This window comes from Streptomyces sp. CB01635, assembly GCF_002803065.1.
Lineage (GTDB): Bacteria > Actinomycetota > Actinomycetes > Streptomycetales > Streptomycetaceae > Streptomyces.
Genome location: NZ_NNBL01000002.1, coordinates 544,860 through 563,254 on the forward strand (window position 1 = coordinate 544,860; position 18,395 = coordinate 563,254).

Annotated in this window: 14 protein-coding genes; 4 read left to right on the top strand and 10 right to left on the bottom strand. The window is 71.3% G+C overall.

Going from position 1 to position 18,395, the window contains the following annotated elements; translation table 11 throughout:
- Window positions 1-44: 44 nt before the first annotated feature.
- From CG723_RS06495 to CG723_RS06525, 7 genes are all read right to left on the bottom strand, one after another.
- Entirely contained in the window at window positions 45-881 is an 837-nt protein-coding gene (locus tag CG723_RS06495; protein ID WP_100592266.1) for an HpcH/HpaI aldolase/citrate lyase family protein, read from the bottom strand.
- Entirely contained in the window at window positions 878-2,086 is a 1,209-nt protein-coding gene (locus CG723_RS06500) for a CaiB/BaiF CoA transferase family protein (RefSeq protein ID WP_100592267.1), read from the bottom strand. Before CG723_RS06500 ends, CG723_RS06495 begins: the two co-directional genes overlap by 4 nt.
- Window positions 2,083-3,498 carry an ADP-ribosylglycohydrolase family protein gene (locus tag CG723_RS06505; RefSeq protein ID WP_100592268.1) on the bottom strand — a complete coding sequence of 472 codons (1,416 nt, stop codon included), beginning with the start codon at window positions 3,496-3,498 and terminating at the stop codon, window positions 2,083-2,085. Before CG723_RS06505 ends, CG723_RS06500 begins: the two co-directional genes overlap by 4 nt.
- A complete protein-coding gene (locus CG723_RS06510; RefSeq protein WP_100592269.1) occupies window positions 3,498-4,715 on the bottom strand; it encodes an ADP-ribosylglycohydrolase family protein in 1,218 nt (405 codons plus the stop codon). The genes CG723_RS06505 and CG723_RS06510 overlap by 1 nt, the downstream gene beginning before the upstream one ends.
- Window positions 4,712-5,911, bottom strand: coding sequence for an ADP-ribosylglycohydrolase family protein (locus tag CG723_RS06515; protein WP_100592270.1), 1,200 nt, complete (start codon window positions 5,909-5,911; stop codon window positions 4,712-4,714). Before CG723_RS06515 ends, CG723_RS06510 begins: the two co-directional genes overlap by 4 nt.
- A gap of 246 nt (window positions 5,912-6,157) precedes the next feature.
- Window positions 6,158-7,267: an ADP-ribosylglycohydrolase family protein gene (locus CG723_RS06520; protein WP_234374163.1), complete on the bottom strand. Its 1,110-nt coding sequence runs from the start codon at window positions 7,265-7,267 to the stop codon at window positions 6,158-6,160.
- 34 nt (window positions 7,268-7,301) lie between these two features.
- Complete coding sequence (locus CG723_RS06525; protein WP_199841673.1) at window positions 7,302-8,339, bottom strand: LacI family DNA-binding transcriptional regulator; 1,038 nt, start codon at window positions 8,337-8,339, stop codon at window positions 7,302-7,304.
- Window positions 8,340-8,612: 273 nt separating this feature from the next.
- On the opposite strand from CG723_RS06525, the gene CG723_RS06530 reads away from it, so the two are divergent.
- The 3 genes from CG723_RS06530 (at window position 8,613) to CG723_RS06540 (ending at window position 15,739) form a co-directional block, all read left to right on the top strand.
- Window positions 8,613-9,344, top strand: a complete 732-nt coding sequence (locus CG723_RS06530) for a VIT1/CCC1 transporter family protein (RefSeq protein WP_100592271.1) — start codon at window positions 8,613-8,615, stop codon at window positions 9,342-9,344.
- 346 nt (window positions 9,345-9,690) lie between these two features.
- Window positions 9,691-14,286, top strand: coding sequence for a glutamate synthase large subunit (gene gltB, locus CG723_RS06535; protein WP_100592272.1), 4,596 nt, complete (start codon window positions 9,691-9,693; stop codon window positions 14,284-14,286).
- Window positions 14,279-15,739: a glutamate synthase subunit beta gene (locus CG723_RS06540; protein ID WP_100592273.1), complete on the top strand. Its 1,461-nt coding sequence runs from the start codon at window positions 14,279-14,281 to the stop codon at window positions 15,737-15,739. The genes gltB and CG723_RS06540 overlap by 8 nt, the downstream gene beginning before the upstream one ends.
- Before the next feature lie 206 nt (window positions 15,740-15,945).
- Here the strand turns inward: CG723_RS06540 and CG723_RS06545 are convergent, their stop codons facing one another.
- Window positions 15,946-16,089 carry a hypothetical protein gene (locus CG723_RS06545; protein WP_234374164.1) on the bottom strand — a complete coding sequence of 48 codons (144 nt, stop codon included), beginning with the start codon at window positions 16,087-16,089 and terminating at the stop codon, window positions 15,946-15,948.
- 97 nt (window positions 16,090-16,186) lie between these two features.
- On the bottom strand, window positions 16,187-17,092 hold the full coding sequence (locus CG723_RS06550) for a chitosanase (RefSeq protein WP_100592274.1): 906 nt from the start codon (window positions 17,090-17,092) through the stop codon (window positions 16,187-16,189).
- A gap of 95 nt (window positions 17,093-17,187) precedes the next feature.
- Here CG723_RS06550 and CG723_RS06555 point away from each other — a divergent pair, with 95 nt between their 5' ends.
- Window positions 17,188-17,409, top strand: coding sequence for a hypothetical protein (locus CG723_RS06555; protein WP_100592275.1), 222 nt, complete (start codon window positions 17,188-17,190; stop codon window positions 17,407-17,409).
- Between the two features lie 18 nt (window positions 17,410-17,427).
- Here the strand turns inward: CG723_RS06555 and CG723_RS06560 are convergent, their stop codons facing one another.
- Window positions 17,428-18,342, bottom strand: a complete 915-nt coding sequence (locus CG723_RS06560) for a rhomboid family intramembrane serine protease (RefSeq protein WP_100592276.1) — start codon at window positions 18,340-18,342, stop codon at window positions 17,428-17,430.
- Window positions 18,343-18,395: the final 53 nt, after the last annotated feature.

The following is an 18,395-nucleotide window of genomic DNA, read 5'->3' on the forward strand; positions in this document are numbered from 1 at the left end:
GCGCCGGATCGCATCGATCCGGCGCCCCCGTCGCTCTGTCCCGGTCAGCTCCCGCGGCGGCGCGATGCCAGCGCAAGGACCCGGCGCGCGTCCGAGACGATCGCCGCGTCGACGAAGCGGCCGTCGGGCAGGGCCAGGGCTCCCGCCTCCGTGGAGGCGGCGCCGACGACCTCCGTCGCCGCGTCGACCTCCGCCGCCGTCGGCAGGAACGTCGCCTCGATGACGGGAAGCTGGCGGGGGTGGATCGCCATGCGGCCGAAGAAGCCGAGTGCGCGGCCCTGTGAGCACGAGCGGGCCAGGCCCACCGTGTCGCGGATGTCCGGATAGACGGACTGCGGCGGCGGGGGCAGCGCCGCGGCGCGCGCGGCGACCACCGCCCGCCCCCGTGGCCACGCCAGACCCTCGCCGTTCGCCAGGCCGAGCTCCGCCCGCAGATCCGACTCGCCCAGCGCGATGCCGCGTACGCCGGGATGCCGGGCGATCTCGTACGCGTGCTCGACGCCGAGCGCCGACTCCAGGAGGGCGTACAGGGGCGGCACCTCGACCGACCAGTCCGATACGCGGTCCAGGTCGGCGGGGCCGTGGACCTTGGGAAGGCGCAGGGCGCCGAGGCCGGGGAGCGGGGTGAGGCGTCTGACCTCGGACTCGGCGCGCGGCGAGTTCAGCGCGTTGACCCTCACGTGCACCGGCACCTGGTGCTTCTCGGCGAGGAGCTCCGCGGTCGCGTCGAGGGCGTACGCCTTGCGGTCGGGGGCGACCGCGTCCTCCAGGTCGATCAGGACCACGTCGGCGCCCGAGTCGAGTGCCTTCGCCACGACCTCCGGCCGGTCTCCCGGGGCGTAGAGCCAGGTCAGGAAGGTCTCGTAGGACTGGGCGGTCACAGCGCGCCCGCTTCGCGGAGGGTGGTGATCTCCGAGGGGGAGAGACCGAGGCCCGTGAGGATCTCGTCCGTGTCGGCGCCGTGGGGCCGGCCGGCCCACCTGATCGCGCCGGGGGTCTCGGAGAGGCGGAACAGTACGTTCTGCATCTTGACGGTGCCCAGCTCGGGGTCGGGCACCTCGGTGATCGAGCCGAGTGCCCGGTACTGCTCGTCCTCCATCACGTCGCGGATGTCGAAGACGGGGGCGATGGCGGCCTCCGCCTTCTCGAAGGCGGCGAGGACGTCGTCCCGCGAGTGCCGGGCGATCCATGCACCGACCGCCGCGTCGAGTTCGTCGGCGTGCCCCGCGCGGCCCGAACCCGTCGCGAACCACGCCTTGTCGATCAGCTCGGGGCGGCCGACCAGGCGCATCACGCGCTCGGCGATCGACTGGGCGGACGTGGAGACCGCCACCCACTTGTCGTCGCTCGTGCGGTACGTGTTGCGCGGGGCGTTGTTCGTGGAGCGGTTCCCCGTGCGCGGCTGTACGTAGCCGAGCTGGTCGTACCAGATGGGCTGCGGGCCGATGACCGTCAGCATCGGCTCGATGATTGCCATGTCGACGACCTGGCCCCGGCCGGTCCGCTCGCGGCCCTGGAGCGCGGCCATCACCGCGTACGACGTGGAGAGCGCGGCGATCGAGTCCGCGAGGCCGAACGGAGGAAGCGTCGGGGGGCCGTCGGGCTCGCCCGTGAGCGCCGCGAAGCCGCTCATCGCCTCGGCGAGCGTGCCGAAGCCGGGGCGGCGCGAGTACGGTCCGAACTGGCCGAAGCCGGTGACGCGGGTGAGCACCAGGCGCGGGTTGGCGGCACTCAGCTCCTCCCAGCCGAGGTTCCACTTCTCCAGGGTGCCGGGGCGGAAGTTCTCGATCAGGACGTCGGCGTCCGCGACCAGCTTGAGGAGGATCTCGCGCCCGCCCCGCGTGGAGAGGTCGAGCGTGATGTTCCGCTTGTTGCGGCCGAGGAGCTTCCACCACAGGCCGACGCCGTCCTTCGACGGACCGTGGCCACGGGACGGGTCCGGTTTACGGGGGTGCTCGACCTTGATCACGTCGGCGCCGAAGTCGCCCAGCATGGTGGCGGCGAGGGGGCCGGCGAAGAGGGTGGCGAGGTCGAGTACGCGTAGGCCTTGCAGGGGGGCGGGGGTGTTGGACGCAGGGGATTTCATGTGCGGGCCTCCAGAGTGAGCCTGGCCAGTTCGTCGAAGCCGATCCCGTCGAAGTCGGCGACCGAGGTCGACAGACGGTTCTTGAGCGGGGCGGTCCAGCGGTCGTCGATCGCGTCGGGGGAGCCGGCGAGGAGTCCGGCGATCGAACCGGCCGTCGCGCCGTTGGAGTCGGTGTCCCAACCACCCGACACCGCCCGGCAGATGGACCCCGTGAAGTCGCCGTCGGCGTGGGTGAGCGCGGCGGCGAGCAGCGCCGCGTTGGGCAGGACGTGCACCCAGTGGTGGTCGTGGGCGTAACGGGCGTGGAGTGTGTCGACGACTGATGCGAAGCCCGCCGGGGTGCCGGTGGGTTCGGCGCGGGCCGTCTCGATGCCGAAGCGGACCGCTTGGGCGTAGCGGGAGTCGGGCGGGATCACGGAGAGGGCCGCGTCGAGGGTGGCTTGGACGGTGGGGGCCGTGCCTGAAGGTGCTGACGCGTGGGCGATGGCCGCCGCTACGAACATCTCGCCGTAGACGCCGTTCGCCGTGTGCGTCAACGTCGCGTCCCTGTGCGCCAGCTCGGCTGCTCCGGCGGGGTCGCCCGGGTTCGTCCAGCCGAAGATGTCCGCGCGGATCTGGGCGCCGATCCACTCCCGGAACGGGTTGTGATGCACGGCCGTGTCCGGGGGCTCGATGCCGTCCAGGAGATTGCGGTACGCGACGCGCTCCGCGGTGAACGTGCGGCCCGCCGGCAACTCGTCGAGCCAGAGCTGCGCCACGTCTGCGGTGGTGAAGTCGGCGCCGTGGCGCTGGAGCAGGAGCAGACCGAGGAGCGGGTAGTTGAGGTCGTCGTCCTCGGGCATGCCGTCGATGTTCTCGGCGAGGGAGGTGGGGCGGGAGCGGCGGTTCCAGGGGTAGCGCTCCGCCACGTCCTGCGGGAGGTTCCGGTGCGTGAACCAGGTGCTCAGGGGCCAGTTGGACGTGGATTTCGCGATGGCCCGGATGCCGCGCAGGGGGAGCTTCTCGACGGGTTTGCCGAGGAGGCAGCCGACGGCTCTGCCCAGCCAGGATGCGTGCAGGCCTTTCGCTTCGGAGGTCTCTGGGGGCGCTGCTCCCAGGCTCCCGCGTTCCTTGTCCTCAAGCGTCGGACGGGCTGGGTGGGGGGTCAGCTGTCTGATTTCCGGCAAGGATGTCGGTTCAAGTGCCCTCAACGGGCTCTGTGTCGAGGCCAGTTCGTCCAGGAGCTGCTGTGCCAGGGGTCGTAGCTTCGGATCCTGGGGCGGTGGTGATGCTCCCGCGCGCTCGGGGGGCGGGTGGCCTCCTGCCTCGCGCCAGCGGCGCTCCACCCCGCTCGCGTTCCGGCCCTCCTGTGCCGCCTGGCGCAGCTCGTGGCCGAGCAGGTCCTCGGGCTGGACCCAGGTGAGGCGCAGCATCACGACACCGCGGTGGCGGTGAGTTCTGCGAACGCCGCCTCGTGGGACCGGCGGCGGGTCATGTCCTTGGCGAAGACCTCGCGCGTGACCCGGGCCAGTGAGGCGGCCGGTGTGTGCAGGTCGAGCCTGCTCGCGCGGGCCACCTCCCCGCTCCACTCCCGGGGCACCGCCGGCTCCCCGTACAGCGCGCCCACGATCGCTCCGCTCATCGTCGCGATCGAGTCACAGTCCCGGCCGTAGTTGACCGAACCGAGGACCGTGTGGCGGAAGTCGCCCCGGCCGACCAGGAGCATCCCGAGCGCGATCGGCAGCTCCTCGATCGCGTGGAGGCGGGACGGGCGGCGCGCCCCGAGCGACGGCTTGCGGTACTCCGGGCCCACCGTGTCGAAGGGGGTGATCGCCTCGCGCAGCGGTCCCAGCGCGTCCTCGAAGTCCGTGTAGTCGCGCGCCACTTCGCATACCGCTTCGATCGCCGACCTCGTGCCGTCCTTCGCGAGCGCCAGCGCGTCCTCCACCACCGACTCCGGCGTCGCGCCCGGCCTGAACGCCGCGGCCACCGCTGCCGCGAAGACGCCCGCCGCCTCCCTGCCGTACGACGACTGGTGCGCGCCCGCCACGTCCAGCGCCTCCTCGTACGCCCTGGCCGGGTTGCCCGCGTTCACCGCTCCGACCGGAGCCATGTACATCGCCGCGCCGCAGTTCACGATGTTGCCCACGCCCGCCTCGCGCGGGTCGACATGGCCGTAGTGGATGCGCGCCACGATCCACTTCTCCGCCAGGAAGATCCGTTGCAGCGGGAGCGCCTCCGCCTCCAGCTCCGGGATCCAGCGCGTGTTGGTGATCAGGTCGGGGACGAGGTGGTCCGCGACCGCGTACGCGTCCAGGTGGTCCCGTACGTTCTCGTAGACCCTGATCAGCGCGTGCGTCATCAAGGTGTCGTCCGTGACGTGCCCGTCGCCCTTGTGGTACGGCGCGATCGGGCGCGCCGTGCGCCAGTCGTCCTTGTGGAACGGCTCCACGATGCCGCGGACCCGGCCGCCGTGGCGCTCCGCGATCGCCTCCGGCGTCCAGCCCTCCACGGGGCCGCCCAGCGCGTCGCCCACCGCCGCGCCCACGAGGGCTCCTGTGGTGCGGTCCTCCAGGGAGAAAGGGGTTGAGGCTGAGATTGAGTTTTGAGTGCGGGCAGGTGTGGGGCCGGCTGTTGTGGGGGTTGTCATTGGGCGCCTTTCGGTGTGGTTGCCCTGGTCAGGTCTGCTGCGATGGCTACGAGGTCCGTTCCTGCCAGGCGCGGCAGCGCGCAGCCCGCGAGCCTGCGGCAGGCGTCCCGCCAGCTCGCGGGGAGCGTGTCGGCTCCGCCGATCGCGCCCGTCAGTGCGCCCGCCAGCGCCGGGGCCGAGTCCGCCACCCGCGACAGGCACGCCGCCGTGGGCACCGCCTCCGTCACGTCGCCGCCGGCCGCGGTCGCCACGGCCAGGGCCACCGGGACCGTCTCCGCTGCCGCGATGCCGTAGCTGTAGACGTGGTCGACGATCTCGTGCTCCAGCACCGGGACCAGCGCGAACGCGTTTCCCGGCAGGCCCGGGCGGGCCGCGGCCGCCCTTCGTGCCAGGTCCACCGCGTGCAGCGCGTTGCGGCGGATCTCGGTTCCCTCGGGCAGCTGGGCCAGCGCTGCGTCCACGCAGGCGTCGACCGGGGCGCCGCCCAGCGCTGCCGCTACGGCTGCCGCCATCGCTCTCGCCCCGTGGACTCCGTCGCCGTCCTGGGTGTAGCGGGCGTCGAACTCCGCCAGTTGGGCGGCCAGTTCGGGTTCACCCGGGTGGACCACGGCCAGTACCGCGGCGCGTACACAGGCCGCGTCGTCGAAGTAGTGCGGGTTGTCGTGTCCCGTGGCCGGGGGGCTCAGGCCCGCCGCCAGGTTGCCCAGGCCCGCTCGTACGGAGATGCGTGCCCGCATCGGCATGCGCGCCGACTCGATCTCGTCCGCTCGGGCCGTTGCTTCGGCCACCTCGGCGGCGAGGGTGTTCCAGGCGAGGGCCAGTGCCGTGCGTACGTGTTCGTCCGGGGGGACGTTCGTGCTTTGGGCTCCCGCCCTGGTGGCGTTCAGGATCGACGCCGCTGTGAACGCCGCCCATTCGGCGTCGTCCGACGGGCCCAGGCGCAGGGGTTCCGGGGGTTGGTTCAGCGCGATCGGTACGGGGAGTGTCGTCGTCGCGTTCTGTTCCGCGAACGTGTCCAGTTCACGGGTCAGGCGGCGGGTCCAGTCGGGGAGGCGGGCCGCGCGGTGTCTGCCTGAGGGCCAGCCCGCGGCGTCGCCTGCGGCGATGCCCAGTAGTAGGCCCTCGATTCGGTGGGGGGTGGTGGGGGTTCCGGTGGTGCGGGGGGTTGCCCGGGTGGTGACGGTTGGTGGCGTCATGGTGTGCTGGCCTCTCTGGGGGCGGGTGCCGGCTTGCTCTGGGCTCCCGCTCGCGCCGGTGGTGGGTGCGGGGCCGGGCCGGTATGTCTGTCCTCGCTCGGATGGTTCGGCGTCGGATTTCGTCGGCGTCAGTTGTGTGTGCCGGCTCCGGGCGGGCATACCGGCCCGGCCCCTTTCGTTCGGGCGCCAGTGCGGCTGCTTGGGGGCCGGGGTCCCTCTGTGCTTGTACGTGGATGGGTGCGGGGGTCACGGTGTGGTCCCCTTCGGGGGTTTGGGCGGGAGGGGTGGTGTGGGGGTCAAGGTGTCGGCGATGTCCAGGATGTGACGTCCCTTCATCGACGGGAGGCAGTTGCCTCGGACCGGGCCGATGGTCGTCGCCCAGTCGGCGGGGATCGCTCGTTCGCCGCGCAGTGCGCCGGCCAGGGCGCCCGCCACCGCGGCCGTCGTGTCCGCGTCGCGGCCCATGTTCACCGCCATCAGGACCGACTCCCTGAACTCGCCGCGGGCCGCCGCGAACGCTCCGAAGGCCAGGCCCACCGCCTCCGGGGCCAGGTCCGGCCAGGGGTAGCCGCCGATCACCACGGCCCGGCGTACCTCTCGTTCCATGGAGAGCTGCGTCCCCTCGGCGTCGCGGCGGGCGCAGCGGGCCGCAGCCACCGCGCGGTGCAGGGAGCGCGCTGTCCAGGAGTCCTCGGGGACCACGGACAGGGCCGCCTGGACGACTGCGTCCGGGTTGTGGCTCACCATGGCCGCCGCGACCCCGGCCGCCACCGCCCGGCCCCCGTGGATGCCCTCCCCGTCGTGCGACACCGTGCCGTCCACCGCTACGAGGCGTGCCGCCTCCGCCGGGCGGCCCGCCGCGTACACCCCGAACGGGGCCGCCCGCATGGCCAGTCCGTCGCTCCACGCGTGGCGGTGCTGCGCCGAGATGGGTGCCGCCAGGCCCCGGCGCAGGTTCTCCAGAGTTCCTCTCTCGCTGAAGCCCGCGCCTCGGAACGGGCCCTCGTCGCGGTCGGCGATCCATGTGTGCCAGGCCGCCTCGACATGTCCCACGGTGAGCGCCGAACCGTGCTCCGCCAGTAGGAGGCCGGAGAAGATCGCGTACTCGGTGTCGTCCGTGCCCGCCGGGTCCGGCGAGACGAACCCCTCGATACGGCCCCATCGTTCGCGGATCTGCGACGGCTTCATGTTCTCTGCGGGCGCGCCGAGCGCGTCGCCCACCGCGAGGCCGAGCAGCGCTCCGCGGGCACGGTCCCGCAGGGAGATCGTGGCCGGCGGCTGGCGGTGCGGGACCGTGCCGAGCCTTCGCGGACCTTCCGCGCCCGCCGGCGGGTCGGGGTCGAGGCTGACGCTCATGGCGTGGTCGGGCTCTGCGAGGTGCGGTTGGCGCTCATGTGGACCTCGTGTTCTCGGTCGGTGCTGTGGATGCGCGGACCACCAGGCGGGGTGGGGCCGTGGCCGTGGTGCCGCGAGGCGTCGGGGCCGTGCCGTCCAGGCGTTCCACCAGGAGTTCGGCCGCTCGCCGCCCGCGTTCTGTCGAGCCCAGGTCGACGCTGGTCAGCGGGGGCCAGACCGACTGGGCGAGCACGCTGTCGTCCATCCCCGCGACCGCTACGTCCTGCGGTATGCGCAGGCCCCGCGAGTGCAGTGCGCGGGCCGCGCCGAGCGCCAGCTGGTCGTTGGCGCAGAAGACGGCGTCGGGGCACCGGGCGAGCAGTTCCGCGGCAGCCCGGGCCCCCGCCTCGATGCCGAACCCGGTCTCGACGACCAGCGTGTCGTCGTATACGAGTCCGCACTCGGCGAGAGCCGCGCGGTAGCCCTCCTCGCGGTTGCGGCCGGGGACCGTGTCGGAGGGGCCGTTGATGAACGCGATGCGGCGGCAGCCGGTGTCGTGCAGATGGCGTACGGCCAGGGCCGCGCCCGTCACCGGGTCGGCGCGGACGCTGTCCACGGGCACCCCGGACGGCAGGGATCCCATGACCACGACGGGGCCCGCCGCGCAGGTCAGCGCCTCGATGTGGTCGTCGGTGATGCGGATGGGGCAGATGATCAGGCCGTCGCTGGTGCGGTCGCCGAGGCTGCGCAGGACGGCCAGTTCGTCGTCGACGACCGCGTCCGTGGAGTGCAGGAGCAGGCGGTAGCCGTGGTTCTTGGCGACGCCCTGGACGGCGCGGACCATCGCCACGTAGGCCGGATTGCCGATGTCCGGCAGCGCGAACGTGAGCTGCCGGGTCCTGCCGTCCTTGAGGGAGCGGGCCACGGCGTTGGGTACGTAGCCGAGCTCCGACGCTGCGCGCTCCACCCGTTCGACGGTCTCCCGCCGTGCGCCCAGACCGTTCAAGGCGCGGGAGACCGAGGCGATGGAGACCCCGGCCCGCCGCGCGATCGACACGATCGTCGGCTGGCCGCCGCCCGGCACCGGAGACATGGGCTCGCTCCTCACCGCATGTGGAAACGTTTACAGGTGTTGCGGCGATGTTTCCCCCGTCCGTCAACGCTCCGATCATGTGATCCATCTCTCGGGTGACGGCGAGGGCCGTTCGAGCGGGTGGGCAAAGCGGTCGAAAGCCCTGGTAAGTACGGCCTTCCTTGCTGGCGGGGGCCCGAATCCGTGCGTACTTTCGAAGCTGTTGAGGGGGGAGTCCGGGCCCGCGGGAACGCCGCGCGGCATCGGCTCCGTACGAGAGGAGCACTGGGCGGGATGGCCATCATCGAGACCGAAGCGACGCTGCACGACGCGCACCGCGACAACCACACGCACCGCGATGTCAACGGTGGCTGGCTGCGCCCCGCGGTGTTCGGCGCGATGGACGGGCTCGTCTCGAACCTGGCCCTGATGACCGGTGTCGCGGGCGGCGCCGTGTCGCAGCAGACGATCATCATCACCGGGCTCTCCGGCCTGGCCGCCGGCGCCTTCTCCATGGCCGCCGGCGAGTACACCTCCGTCGCCTCCCAGCGCGAGCTGGTCGAGGCCGAACTCGACGTCGAGCGACGGGAGTTGAGGAAGCACCCCGCGGACGAGGAGCGGGAGCTCGCCGACCTCTACATGTCGCGCGGCGTGGAGCCCGACCTCGCCCGCGAAGTCGCGCGCCAGCTGTCGAAGGACCCCGAGCAGGCTCTTGAGATCCACGCGCGCGAGGAGCTGGGCATCGACCCGGGCGACCTGCCGTCGCCGACGGTCGCCGCCGTCTCCTCCTTCGGGTCCTTCGCGCTCGGCGCCCTGCTTCCGCTGCTGCCCTATCTGCTGGGTGCGAGCGCCCTGTGGCCCGCGGTCCTGCTCGCGCTCGTCGGCCTCTTCGCCTGTGGGGCGATCGTGGCCAAGGTGACGGCGCGGTCCTGGTGGTTCAGCGGGGTGCGCCAGCTGGCTCTCGGTGGTGCCGCGGCGGGTGTGACGTATCTCCTGGGCAGCCTGTTCGGTACGGCCGTAGGATGACGCCCCAGTGATGGCTATACGGGTCTCTGTATAAGTAGCCGTTACTTGGCGGTTTCGATTGCTTAACGGCGGGGCATGAGCCGTAAGCGCTGCGGGCAACGACGCCCGCCTCGCTCATGGACCCGCGGACATCGATCTGCCCGTGAAGGTCGCTTTTTCCGCCGCTGTTCCGTCATCGGGACCGGCACCGCCACCGCCACCGCGGTGTCCGCATGTTGGAACGGAGTATCCGGTTCCCGAGAACCGCTCCATCATGTAACTTGTACGAAATTTGCACCCCAGCAGAGGGCCAACGTCGTCCCTCGGCAGATGTCATATGCCAAGCAAAACGACGACGGGAGAGCCGATGCGCACGCCGCGCCAGCCGTCCCAGCACTCCATGAACCAGCCGTTCATGGATGCTCGCCCTGCAGCCCAGGGCATGTACGACCCCCGCAACGAGCACGACGCCTGCGGCGTCGGCTTCGTGGCCACCCTCACCGGCGAGGCGAGCCACGCGCTGGTCGAACAGGCGCTCACGGTTCTGCGCAACCTGGAGCACCGAGGTGCCACCGGTTCCGAGCCCGACTCGGGTGACGGAGCGGGCATCCTGTCCCAGGTCCCGGACGCCTTCCTGCGTGCCGCGGTCTCCTTCGATCTGCCCGAGGCCGGCGCGTACGCGGTCGGCATCGCCTTCCTGCCCGTCGACGAGGCCGACAACGCCGCCGCCGTCTCACAGATCGAGACGATCGCCGCCGCGGAGGGCCTCACCGTCCTCGGCTGGCGCGAGGTGCCGGTCGCCCCGCAGCTCCTCGGCGCCACCGCCCGCTCGACGATGCCGGCCTTCCGCCAGATCTTCGTCTCGGACGCCGACGGCACCGCGAAGGACATCGCGCTCGACCGCAAGGCCTTCATCCTGCGCAAGCGCGCCGAGCGCGAGGCCGGCGTGTACTTCCCGTCGCTCTCCGCCCGCACCATCGTCTACAAGGGCATGCTGACCACCGGCCAGCTGGAGCCCTTCTTCCCCGACCTGTCGGACCGCCGATTCGCATCTGCGATCGCTCTCGTCCACTCGCGGTTCTCCACGAACACCTTCCCGAGCTGGCCGCTCGCGCACCCGTACCGCTTCGTCGCGCACAACGGTGAGATCAACACGGTCAAGGGCAACCGGAACTGGATGAAGGCGCGCGAGTCGCAGCTCGCCTCCGACCTGTTCGGCGCCGAGGAACTGTCGCGGATCTTCCCCGTCTGCACGCCCGACGCCTCGGACTCGGCCTCCTTCGACGAGGTGCTCGAACTGCTGCACCTCGGCGGCCGTTCCCTGCCGCACAGCGTCCTGATGATGATCCCGGAGGCCTGGGAGAACCACGCCTCCATGGCGGCCGACCGCCGCGCCTTCTACCAGTTCCACTCCGCGATGATGGAGCCCTGGGACGGCCCGGCGTGCGTGACCTTCACGGACGGTACGCAGGTGGGTGCCGTTCTCGACCGCAACGGTCTGCGCCCCGGCCGCTACTGGGTCACCGACGAGGGCCTCGTCGTCCTCGGCTCCGAGGTCGGCGTCCTCGACATCGACCCCGCGAAGGTCGTCCGCAAGGGCCGCCTCCAGCCCGGCAAGATGTTCCTCGTCGACACCGTCGAGCACCGCATCATCGAGGACGACGAGATCAAGGCCGGCCTGGCCGCCGAGCAGCCGTACACCGAGTGGCTGGAGGCCGGTGAGATCGAGCTCGAGGACCTCCCCGAGCGCGAGCACATCGTCCACACCCACGCCTCGGTCACCCGTCGCCAGCAGACCTTCGGCTACACCGAGGAAGAGCTGCGCGTCATCCTCACGCCGATGGCCAAGACCGGCGGTGAGCCGCTCGGCTCCATGGGCACGGACTCGCCGATCGCGGCGCTCTCCGCCCGCCCGCGGCTGATCTTCGACTACTTCACCCAGCTGTTCGCGCAGGTCACGAACCCGCCGCTGGACGCCATCCGCGAGGAGCTCGTCACCTCGCTGCGCTCCTCGCTGGGCCCGCAGGGCAACCTGCTGGAGCCGACAGCGGCCTCCTGTCGTTCGGTCACCCTGCCCTTCCCGGTGATCGACAACGACGAGCTGGCCAAGCTCATACACATCAATGCCGACGGCGACATGCCCGGCATGAAGGCCGCGACCCTGTCCGGCCTGTACCGGGTCTCCGGCGGCGGCGACGCGCTCGCCGCCCGCATCGAGGAGATCTGCGCCGAGGCCGACGCCGCCATAGAGGCCGGCGCCCGCCTGATCGTGCTCTCCGACCGGCACTCCGACGCCGAGCACGCGCCGATCCCGTCGCTGCTGCTCACCGCGGCCGTCCACCACCACCTCATCCGTACGAAGCAGCGCACCGAGGTGGGTCTGCTCGTCGAGGCGGGCGATGTGCGCGAGGTCCACCACGTGGCCCTCCTCATCGGCTTCGGCGCCGCGGCCGTCAACCCGTACCTGGCGATGGAGTCCGTCGAGGACCTGGTCCGCGCCGGTACGTTCCTGCCCGGCATCGAGCCCGAGCAGGCCATCCGCAACCTGATCTACGCGCTCGGCAAGGGCGTCCTGAAGGTCATGTCCAAGATGGGCATCTCGACCGTCGCCTCCTACCGCGGCGCCCAGGTCTTCGAGGCCGTCGGCCTCGACGAGGCCTTCGTCGAGGAGTACTTCAACGGCACGGCGACGAAGATCGGCGGCGCCGGTCTCGACGTCATCGCCCAGGAGGTGGCCGCCCGTCACGCGAAGGCGTACCCGGCGAGCGGCATCGCGCCCGCGCACCGCGCCCTCGACATCGGCGGCGAGTACCAGTGGCGCCGCGAGGGCGAGCCGCACCTGTTCGACCCGGAGACGGTCTTCCGCCTCCAGCACGCCACGCGCAACCGCCGCTACGACATCTTCAAGAAGTACACGGGCCGCGTGAACGAGCAGTCGGAGCGTCTGATGACGCTGCGAGGCCTCTTCGGCTTCAAGAGCGGCCGCGAAGCGATCTCCATCGACGAGGTCGAGCCGGCCAGTGAGATCGTCAAGCGGTTCTCGACCGGCGCCATGTCGTACGGCTCCATCTCCAAGGAGGCGCACGAGACCCTCGCCATCGCCATGAACCAGCTGGGCGCCAAGTCCAACACCGGTGAGGGCGGCGAGGACGCGGACCGGCTGTACGACCCGGCGCGCCGCTCCAGCATCAAGCAGGTCGCCTCCGGCCGCTTCGGTGTCACGAGCGAGTACCTGGTCAACGCGGACGACATCCAGATCAAGATGGCGCAGGGCGCCAAGCCCGGCGAGGGCGGCCAGCTGCCCGGCCACAAGGTCTACCCGTGGGTCGCCAAGACGCGTCACTCGACGCCGGGCGTCGGGCTCATCTCGCCGCCGCCGCACCACGACATCTACTCCATCGAGGACCTGGCCCAGCTGATCCACGACCTGAAGAACGCGAACCCGCAGGCGCGGATTCACGTGAAGCTGGTCTCCGAGGTCGGCGTCGGCACGGTCGCCGCGGGTGTCTCCAAGGCCCACGCCGACGTGGTGCTCATCTCCGGCCACGACGGCGGTACGGGCGCATCCCCGCTCACCTCCCTCAAGCACGCCGGCGGTCCCTGGGAGCTCGGTCTCGCCGAGACCCAGCAGACCCTGCTGCTCAACGGCCTGCGCGACCGCATCGTCGTCCAGACCGACGGCCAGCTCAAGACCGGCCGCGACGTCGTCATCGCCGCGCTGCTGGGCGCCGAGGAGTTCGGTTTCGCGACCGCGCCGCTCGTCGTCTCCGGCTGCGTCATGATGCGCGTCTGCCACCTGGACACCTGCCCGGTCGGCATCGCCACGCAGAACCCCGTCCTGCGCGAGCGGTTCTCCGGCAAGGCCGAATTCGTCGTGAACTTCTTCGAGTTCATCGCCGAAGAGGTCCGCGAGATCCTCGCCGAGCTCGGCTTCCGCACCATCGAGGAGGCCGTCGGCCACGCCGAACTCCTCGACACCGAGCGGGCCGTGGACCACTGGAAGGCCCAGGGCCTCGACCTCGAGCCCCTCTTCTACGTCCCCGAGCTGCCCGAGGGCGCCGTGCGCCACCAGGTGATCACTCAGGACCACGGCCTGGAGAAGGCCCTGGACAACGAGCTGATCAAGCTGGCCGCCGACGCGCTCGACGCGAACGCGCAGGCCGACGCCCAGCCGGTCCGCGCCCAGGTCGCGATCCGCAACATCAACCGCACGGTCGGCACCATGCTCGGCCACGAGGTGACGAAGAAGTTCGGTGGCGCGGGCCTGCCCGACGACACCATCGACATCACCTTCACCGGCTCCGCGGGCCAGTCGTTCGGCGCGTTCGTGCCGCGCGGTGTGACCCTGCGCCTGGAGGGCGACGCCAACGACTACGTCGGCAAGGGCCTGTCCGGCGGCCGCATCGTGGTCCGCCCGGACCGCGGCGCCGACCACCTCGCCGAGTACTCCACGATCGCGGGCAACACGATCGCGTACGGCGCGACGGGCGGCGAGCTGTTCCTGCGCGGCCGCACCGGCGAGCGCTTCTGCGTCCGCAACTCGGGTGCGACGGTCGTCTCGGAAGGCGTGGGCGACCACGGCTGCGAGTACATGACCGGTGGCCACGCGGTCGTCCTCGGCGAGACCGGACGCAACTTCGCGGCCGGCATGTCGGGCGGTGTCGCGTACGTCGTCGACCTGGACCTCAATAACGTAAACGGCTTGTCCCAGACGGCAGTTGAGGCCCTGGACGACACCGACAAGCAGTGGCTGCACGACGTCGTGCGCCGCCACGCGGAGGAGACCGGCTCGACGGTCGCCGAGAAGCTCCTCGCGGAGTGGCCGGCGGCGGTGGACCGCTTCAGCAAGATCATCCCCAGCACGTACAAGGCAGTGCTCGCCGCCAAGGACGCCGCCGAGCGAGCCGGACTCTCCGAGTCCGAGACCACCGAGAAGATGATGGAGGCGGCGACCAATGGCTGATCCCAAGGGCTTTCTCAACCATGGCCGCGAGGTCGCCAAGACCCGTCCGGTCGGCGAGCGCGTGCGGGACTGGAACGAGGTCTACGTTCCCGGCTCCCTGCTCCCCATCATCAGCAAGCAGGCCGGCCGCTGCATGGACTGCGGCATCCCGTTCTGCCACAACGGCTGCCCGCTCGGGAACCTGATTCCCGAGTGGAACGACTACGCGTACCGCGAGGACTGGTCGGCGGCGCAGGAGCGGCTGCACGCCACCAACAACTTCCCGGAGTTCACCGGCCGCCTCTGCCCGGCGCCCTGTGAGTCGGCGTGCGTGCTCGGCATCAACCAGCCGGCCGTCACCATCAAGAACGTCGAGGTCTCGATCATCGACCAGGCGTGGGACCGCGGCGATGTCGCGCCCCAGGCCCCGGAGCGCCTCTCCGGCAAGACCGTCGCCGTCATCGGCTCGGGCCCGGCGGGCCTCGCCGCCGCCCAGCAGCTGACGCGGGCCGGCCACACGGTCGCCGTCTACGAGCGCGCCGACCGCATCGGCGGCCTGCTCCGCTACGGCATCCCCGAGTTCAAGATGGAGAAGCGCCACATCAACCGCCGCATCGAGCAGATGCGCGCGGAGGGCACCAAGTTCCGTACGGGCGTGGAGATCGGCCGCGACATCGACGCCGCGAAGCTGCGCAAGCGCTACGACGCCGTGGTCATCGCCGCCGGTGCCACGACCGCCCGCGACCTGCCGGTCCCGGGACGTGAACTCAAGGGCGTCTACCAGGCGATGGAGTACCTGCCCCTGGCCAACAAGGTCCAGGAGGGCGACTACGTCACCACGCCCGTCTCCGCCGAGGGCAAGCACGTCGTCGTCATCGGCGGCGGCGACACCGGCGCGGACTGCGTGGGCACCGCCCACCGCCAGGGCGCGGCCTCGGTCACGCAGCTGGAGATCATGCCGCGTCCCGGCGAGGACCGGAACGCGGGCCAGCCCTGGCCGACGTTCCCCATGCTCTACAAGGTGACGTCCGCGCACGAGGAGGGCGGCGAGCGGGTCTACTCAGTCTCGACCACCCACTTCGAGGGCGACGAGGACGGCAACGTCCAGTTCCTGCACCTCGCCGAGGTGGAGTTCATCGACGGCAAGCTGACGCCGAAGCCGGGCACGGAGCGAAAGATCCCCGCCCAGCTCGTCACGCTCGCCATGGGCTTCACGGGCACGGACCAGGACAACGGACTCGTCTCCCAGTTCGCCCTGGACCTCGACGCGCGCGGCAACGTGGCGCGCGACGACGAGTTCCAGACCAACGTCCCCGGCGTCTTCGTCGCCGGTGACGCCGGCCGCGGCCAGTCGCTCATCGTGTGGGCCATCGCGGAGGGCCGCTCGGCCGCCCGCGGGGTCGACCGCTTCCTGACCGGTGTCAGCGAACTGCCGGCCCCGATCCGCCCGACGGACCGCTCCCTGACGGTCTGACCGACGTGACGGCGGCCTGACGGCGGCTCCTCAATAGACGTCCCGTACAACGGCGTACGGAACTGAGCGCGACGCTCGCCCCACTGTCCCCGACCGGACGACTGGGCGGGCGTCGCGGTGCGTCTGCCGCCAATCCGCCAGGTCGCGCACGGACAGAGGGACGTCGTCCCTTCCCGGCTGGGCGTGCGTACGAATCGGAGACCCGCTCAACCGCGATTCCCGTAGCGGTAGTTGTAGTACTCCTTGCCGCCGACCAGGACCGAGGTGACACACCGCGGCAGGCCGTCGGCGTCGCGCTCGACCTCCTGCGGGGTCTGCCGGGTGAAGCCGAGGGACACCCCGGGGATCACCGGGTACTCGGGCTGCGACGTGTCGACCGTCCAGCCCCGCTCTGCGGCGCGCGTGGCAGTGTGGGGAGGGGGGTTGAGGGTGGGACACGGGCGGGAGCTACGGCACCCGGTACGTCTCCCCGTACACCTTCCACACCAGCGGTGTCTTCAGGGTCAGGTTGCCGTCGTAGAGGAACTGCCGCTGGGCCGTGTCGATGCGGGTCGTGTCGCGGTCCGGCTTCTTCGCCTTCATCGCCGTGCGGCGCACGTCGAGGAAGATGTCGAGGTACGCCTTCTCCTTGCCGCCCTGCGCCGGGGTGTCCGCCTCCCGCATGGCCTTCTCGCGCAGGCCGTAGAAGCCGCTCGGGCCGGTGCCGGGGCCGTGCAGGACCATCGCGTCGTAGTAGATGAACTGGCCGAGCGTGCCCAGGCCGTCGAGCTTGGCGAGGCGGACGGCCGGGTCGAAGTAGACGCGGTCGCGCTCGGAGTTCTGGGCGGCGCGGAAGGCGGGGTCGGACGCCTCCTTCTTCCACGCCGCGGTGAAGCCGGGGTCGAGGCCTTCGTGGGAGTCCGTGCCGTCGACCTTGCGCAGGGCGGGCAGATAGCGGGCGAGGTCGTTGCCCGGGTGGGCCTTCGTGTACCGCTCGACGAGGGTCAGCAGGTCGTGCGTGCCGGTGCAGAAGCCGATGATCCCGGCGGTGTAGCCCTGCCCGTCCCCGATGTCCTCGATGTAGCCGTACTGGCCGCGCCAGTCGAGCGTCGAGTTCTCCGCGCTGGCCACGATCTGCTGGGCGAGCTCCTTCTTCGCGGGCGCGGAGAGGCCCGGCGGCAGATCGGCGATGGCGTCGTCGTCGGCCTTCTTCTCCGCGGCGGCCTTGGCCGCCTCGGCGTCCCCGCCGGAGCGCTGCGACGCGGACGTGCCGTGCGAGCCGCCCTTGCCGTCGTCGTGTCCGGGCGTGAAGAGGAACACCGCGACCGTGGCGACCGGAGCCACGGCCAGGAGTATGCAGCCGGCGCGTTTCATGCGGCTCAGATTACGTGGCGCACACATCCGCCCCGGCGCTCACCGGTATTGACTAAAAGTCAATTCGGCCCCAGTCTCGGGACGACGTACGGGCCGTGGTGGCGACGGGGCTGTGGGCGGAGTTCCTGCCGGACGAGTCCCGCCGGGAGGTCGCCGCGGCGCCCGGCGCGCTGCCCGCGCCGGAACTCGACGCGCTGGCCCGCGAGGTGGACAAACAGGACCTGTGGGACCTGGTCCTGCCCCTGGTGGAACTGATGGACGACGCCGGCAAGGAACGGATCCTCGAACTGCCGGCGCTCCGGGAGCAGGCGCAGTGACCACCCGTCCCCGTCCCTCTACGGCTGCTTGAGGAGCGTCAGCGCCACAAGGAGTACGAGCAGCGCCGCGCACGCCGAGCCCTGCACCAGGGTGCGGCGGGCGCGGGGCGCGTAGGCGAGGGCGATGGTGGCCGCGCCGCCCGTGAGCAGGCCGCCCAAGTGGCCCTGCCAGGAGGCGAATCCGGCCGAGATCAGCATCCACAGCAGGAAGTAGGCCATGAACCGGTTGACGCCGCTCATGTCCGCGCCCAGACGCCGCGCCATCACGTAGTACGCGGCGCCGAGCCCGAAGATCGCGCCCGACGCACCGACCGTGAGGGTGCCCGGGGCGATCAGGTAGACGAGCACGGAGCTGCCGAACGCGGACAGGAAATAGACGGCGAGATAGCGGACGCGGCCCAGCTGCGTCTCCACGACACGGCCGAGGTTCCACAGCGAGTACATGTTGAACAGGATGTGCAGGATCCCGAAGACGCCCTCGGTGGCCGGCATGTGGAGGAACGCGCCGGTGATCATCCGGTACCACTCGCCCGCGACCACCCCCTCCGCGTGGAAGTCGGCCGGGAACCCGTCCTGGTACACGTAATGCCCGCCGTCAGGGCCGACGAGCCCCGCGCCCAGCATCCCGAACCGGTCCACGACGGCCGGGCGCACCAGCTCGGCGAGGTAGGCCACGATGTTCAGGCCCATCAGGACGTACGTGACGAGCGGGACGGCCGAGACCCGTCCGCCGAAGACCGTGCGAGCCTGGCGGACCGAGCGGACGCCCTCCTTCACACAGTCGGGGCAGTGGTGCCCGACGGCCGCCGACCGCATGCAGTCGGGGCAGATGGGCCGCTCGCAGCGGGTGCAGCTGACGTAGGTCTCCACCTTGGGATGGCGGTAGCAGGTGGTGACCGCGGGGGTCGTGGCGGGCTGGGACTCGGCTTCCACGGCCGGCTCCTCTGTGGCTCGGGGAGGGGGACAGAGCCGGTGGGGACGGCGGC

Bases quoted from the DNA above. Each gene is read 5' to 3' on its own strand.
- CG723_RS06520 (WP_234374163.1), bottom strand. From the start codon at position 7,267: ATGAGCGTCAGCCTCGACCCCGACCCGCCGGCGGGCGCGGAAGGTCCG.
- CG723_RS06525 (WP_199841673.1), bottom strand. From the start codon at position 8,339: ATGTCTCCGGTGCCGGGCGGCGGCCAGCCGACGATCGTGTCGATCGCG.
- CG723_RS06530 (WP_100592271.1), top strand. From the start codon at position 8,613: ATGGCCATCATCGAGACCGAAGCGACGCTGCACGACGCGCACCGCGAC.
- CG723_RS06510 (WP_100592269.1), bottom strand. From the start codon at position 4,715: ATGACAACCCCCACAACAGCCGGCCCCACACCTGCCCGCACTCAAAAC.
- CG723_RS06505 (WP_100592268.1), bottom strand. From the start codon at position 3,498: ATGCTGCGCCTCACCTGGGTCCAGCCCGAGGACCTGCTCGGCCACGAG.
- CG723_RS06550 (WP_100592274.1), bottom strand. From the start codon at position 17,092: ATGAAACGCGCCGGCTGCATACTCCTGGCCGTGGCTCCGGTCGCCACG.
- CG723_RS06500 (WP_100592267.1), bottom strand. From the start codon at position 2,086: ATGAAATCCCCTGCGTCCAACACCCCCGCCCCCCTGCAAGGCCTACGC.
- gltB (WP_100592272.1), top strand. From the start codon at position 9,691: ATGCGCACGCCGCGCCAGCCGTCCCAGCACTCCATGAACCAGCCGTTC.
- CG723_RS06540 (WP_100592273.1), top strand. From the start codon at position 14,279: ATGGCTGATCCCAAGGGCTTTCTCAACCATGGCCGCGAGGTCGCCAAG.
- CG723_RS06515 (WP_100592270.1), bottom strand. From the start codon at position 5,911: ATGACGCCACCAACCGTCACCACCCGGGCAACCCCCCGCACCACCGGA.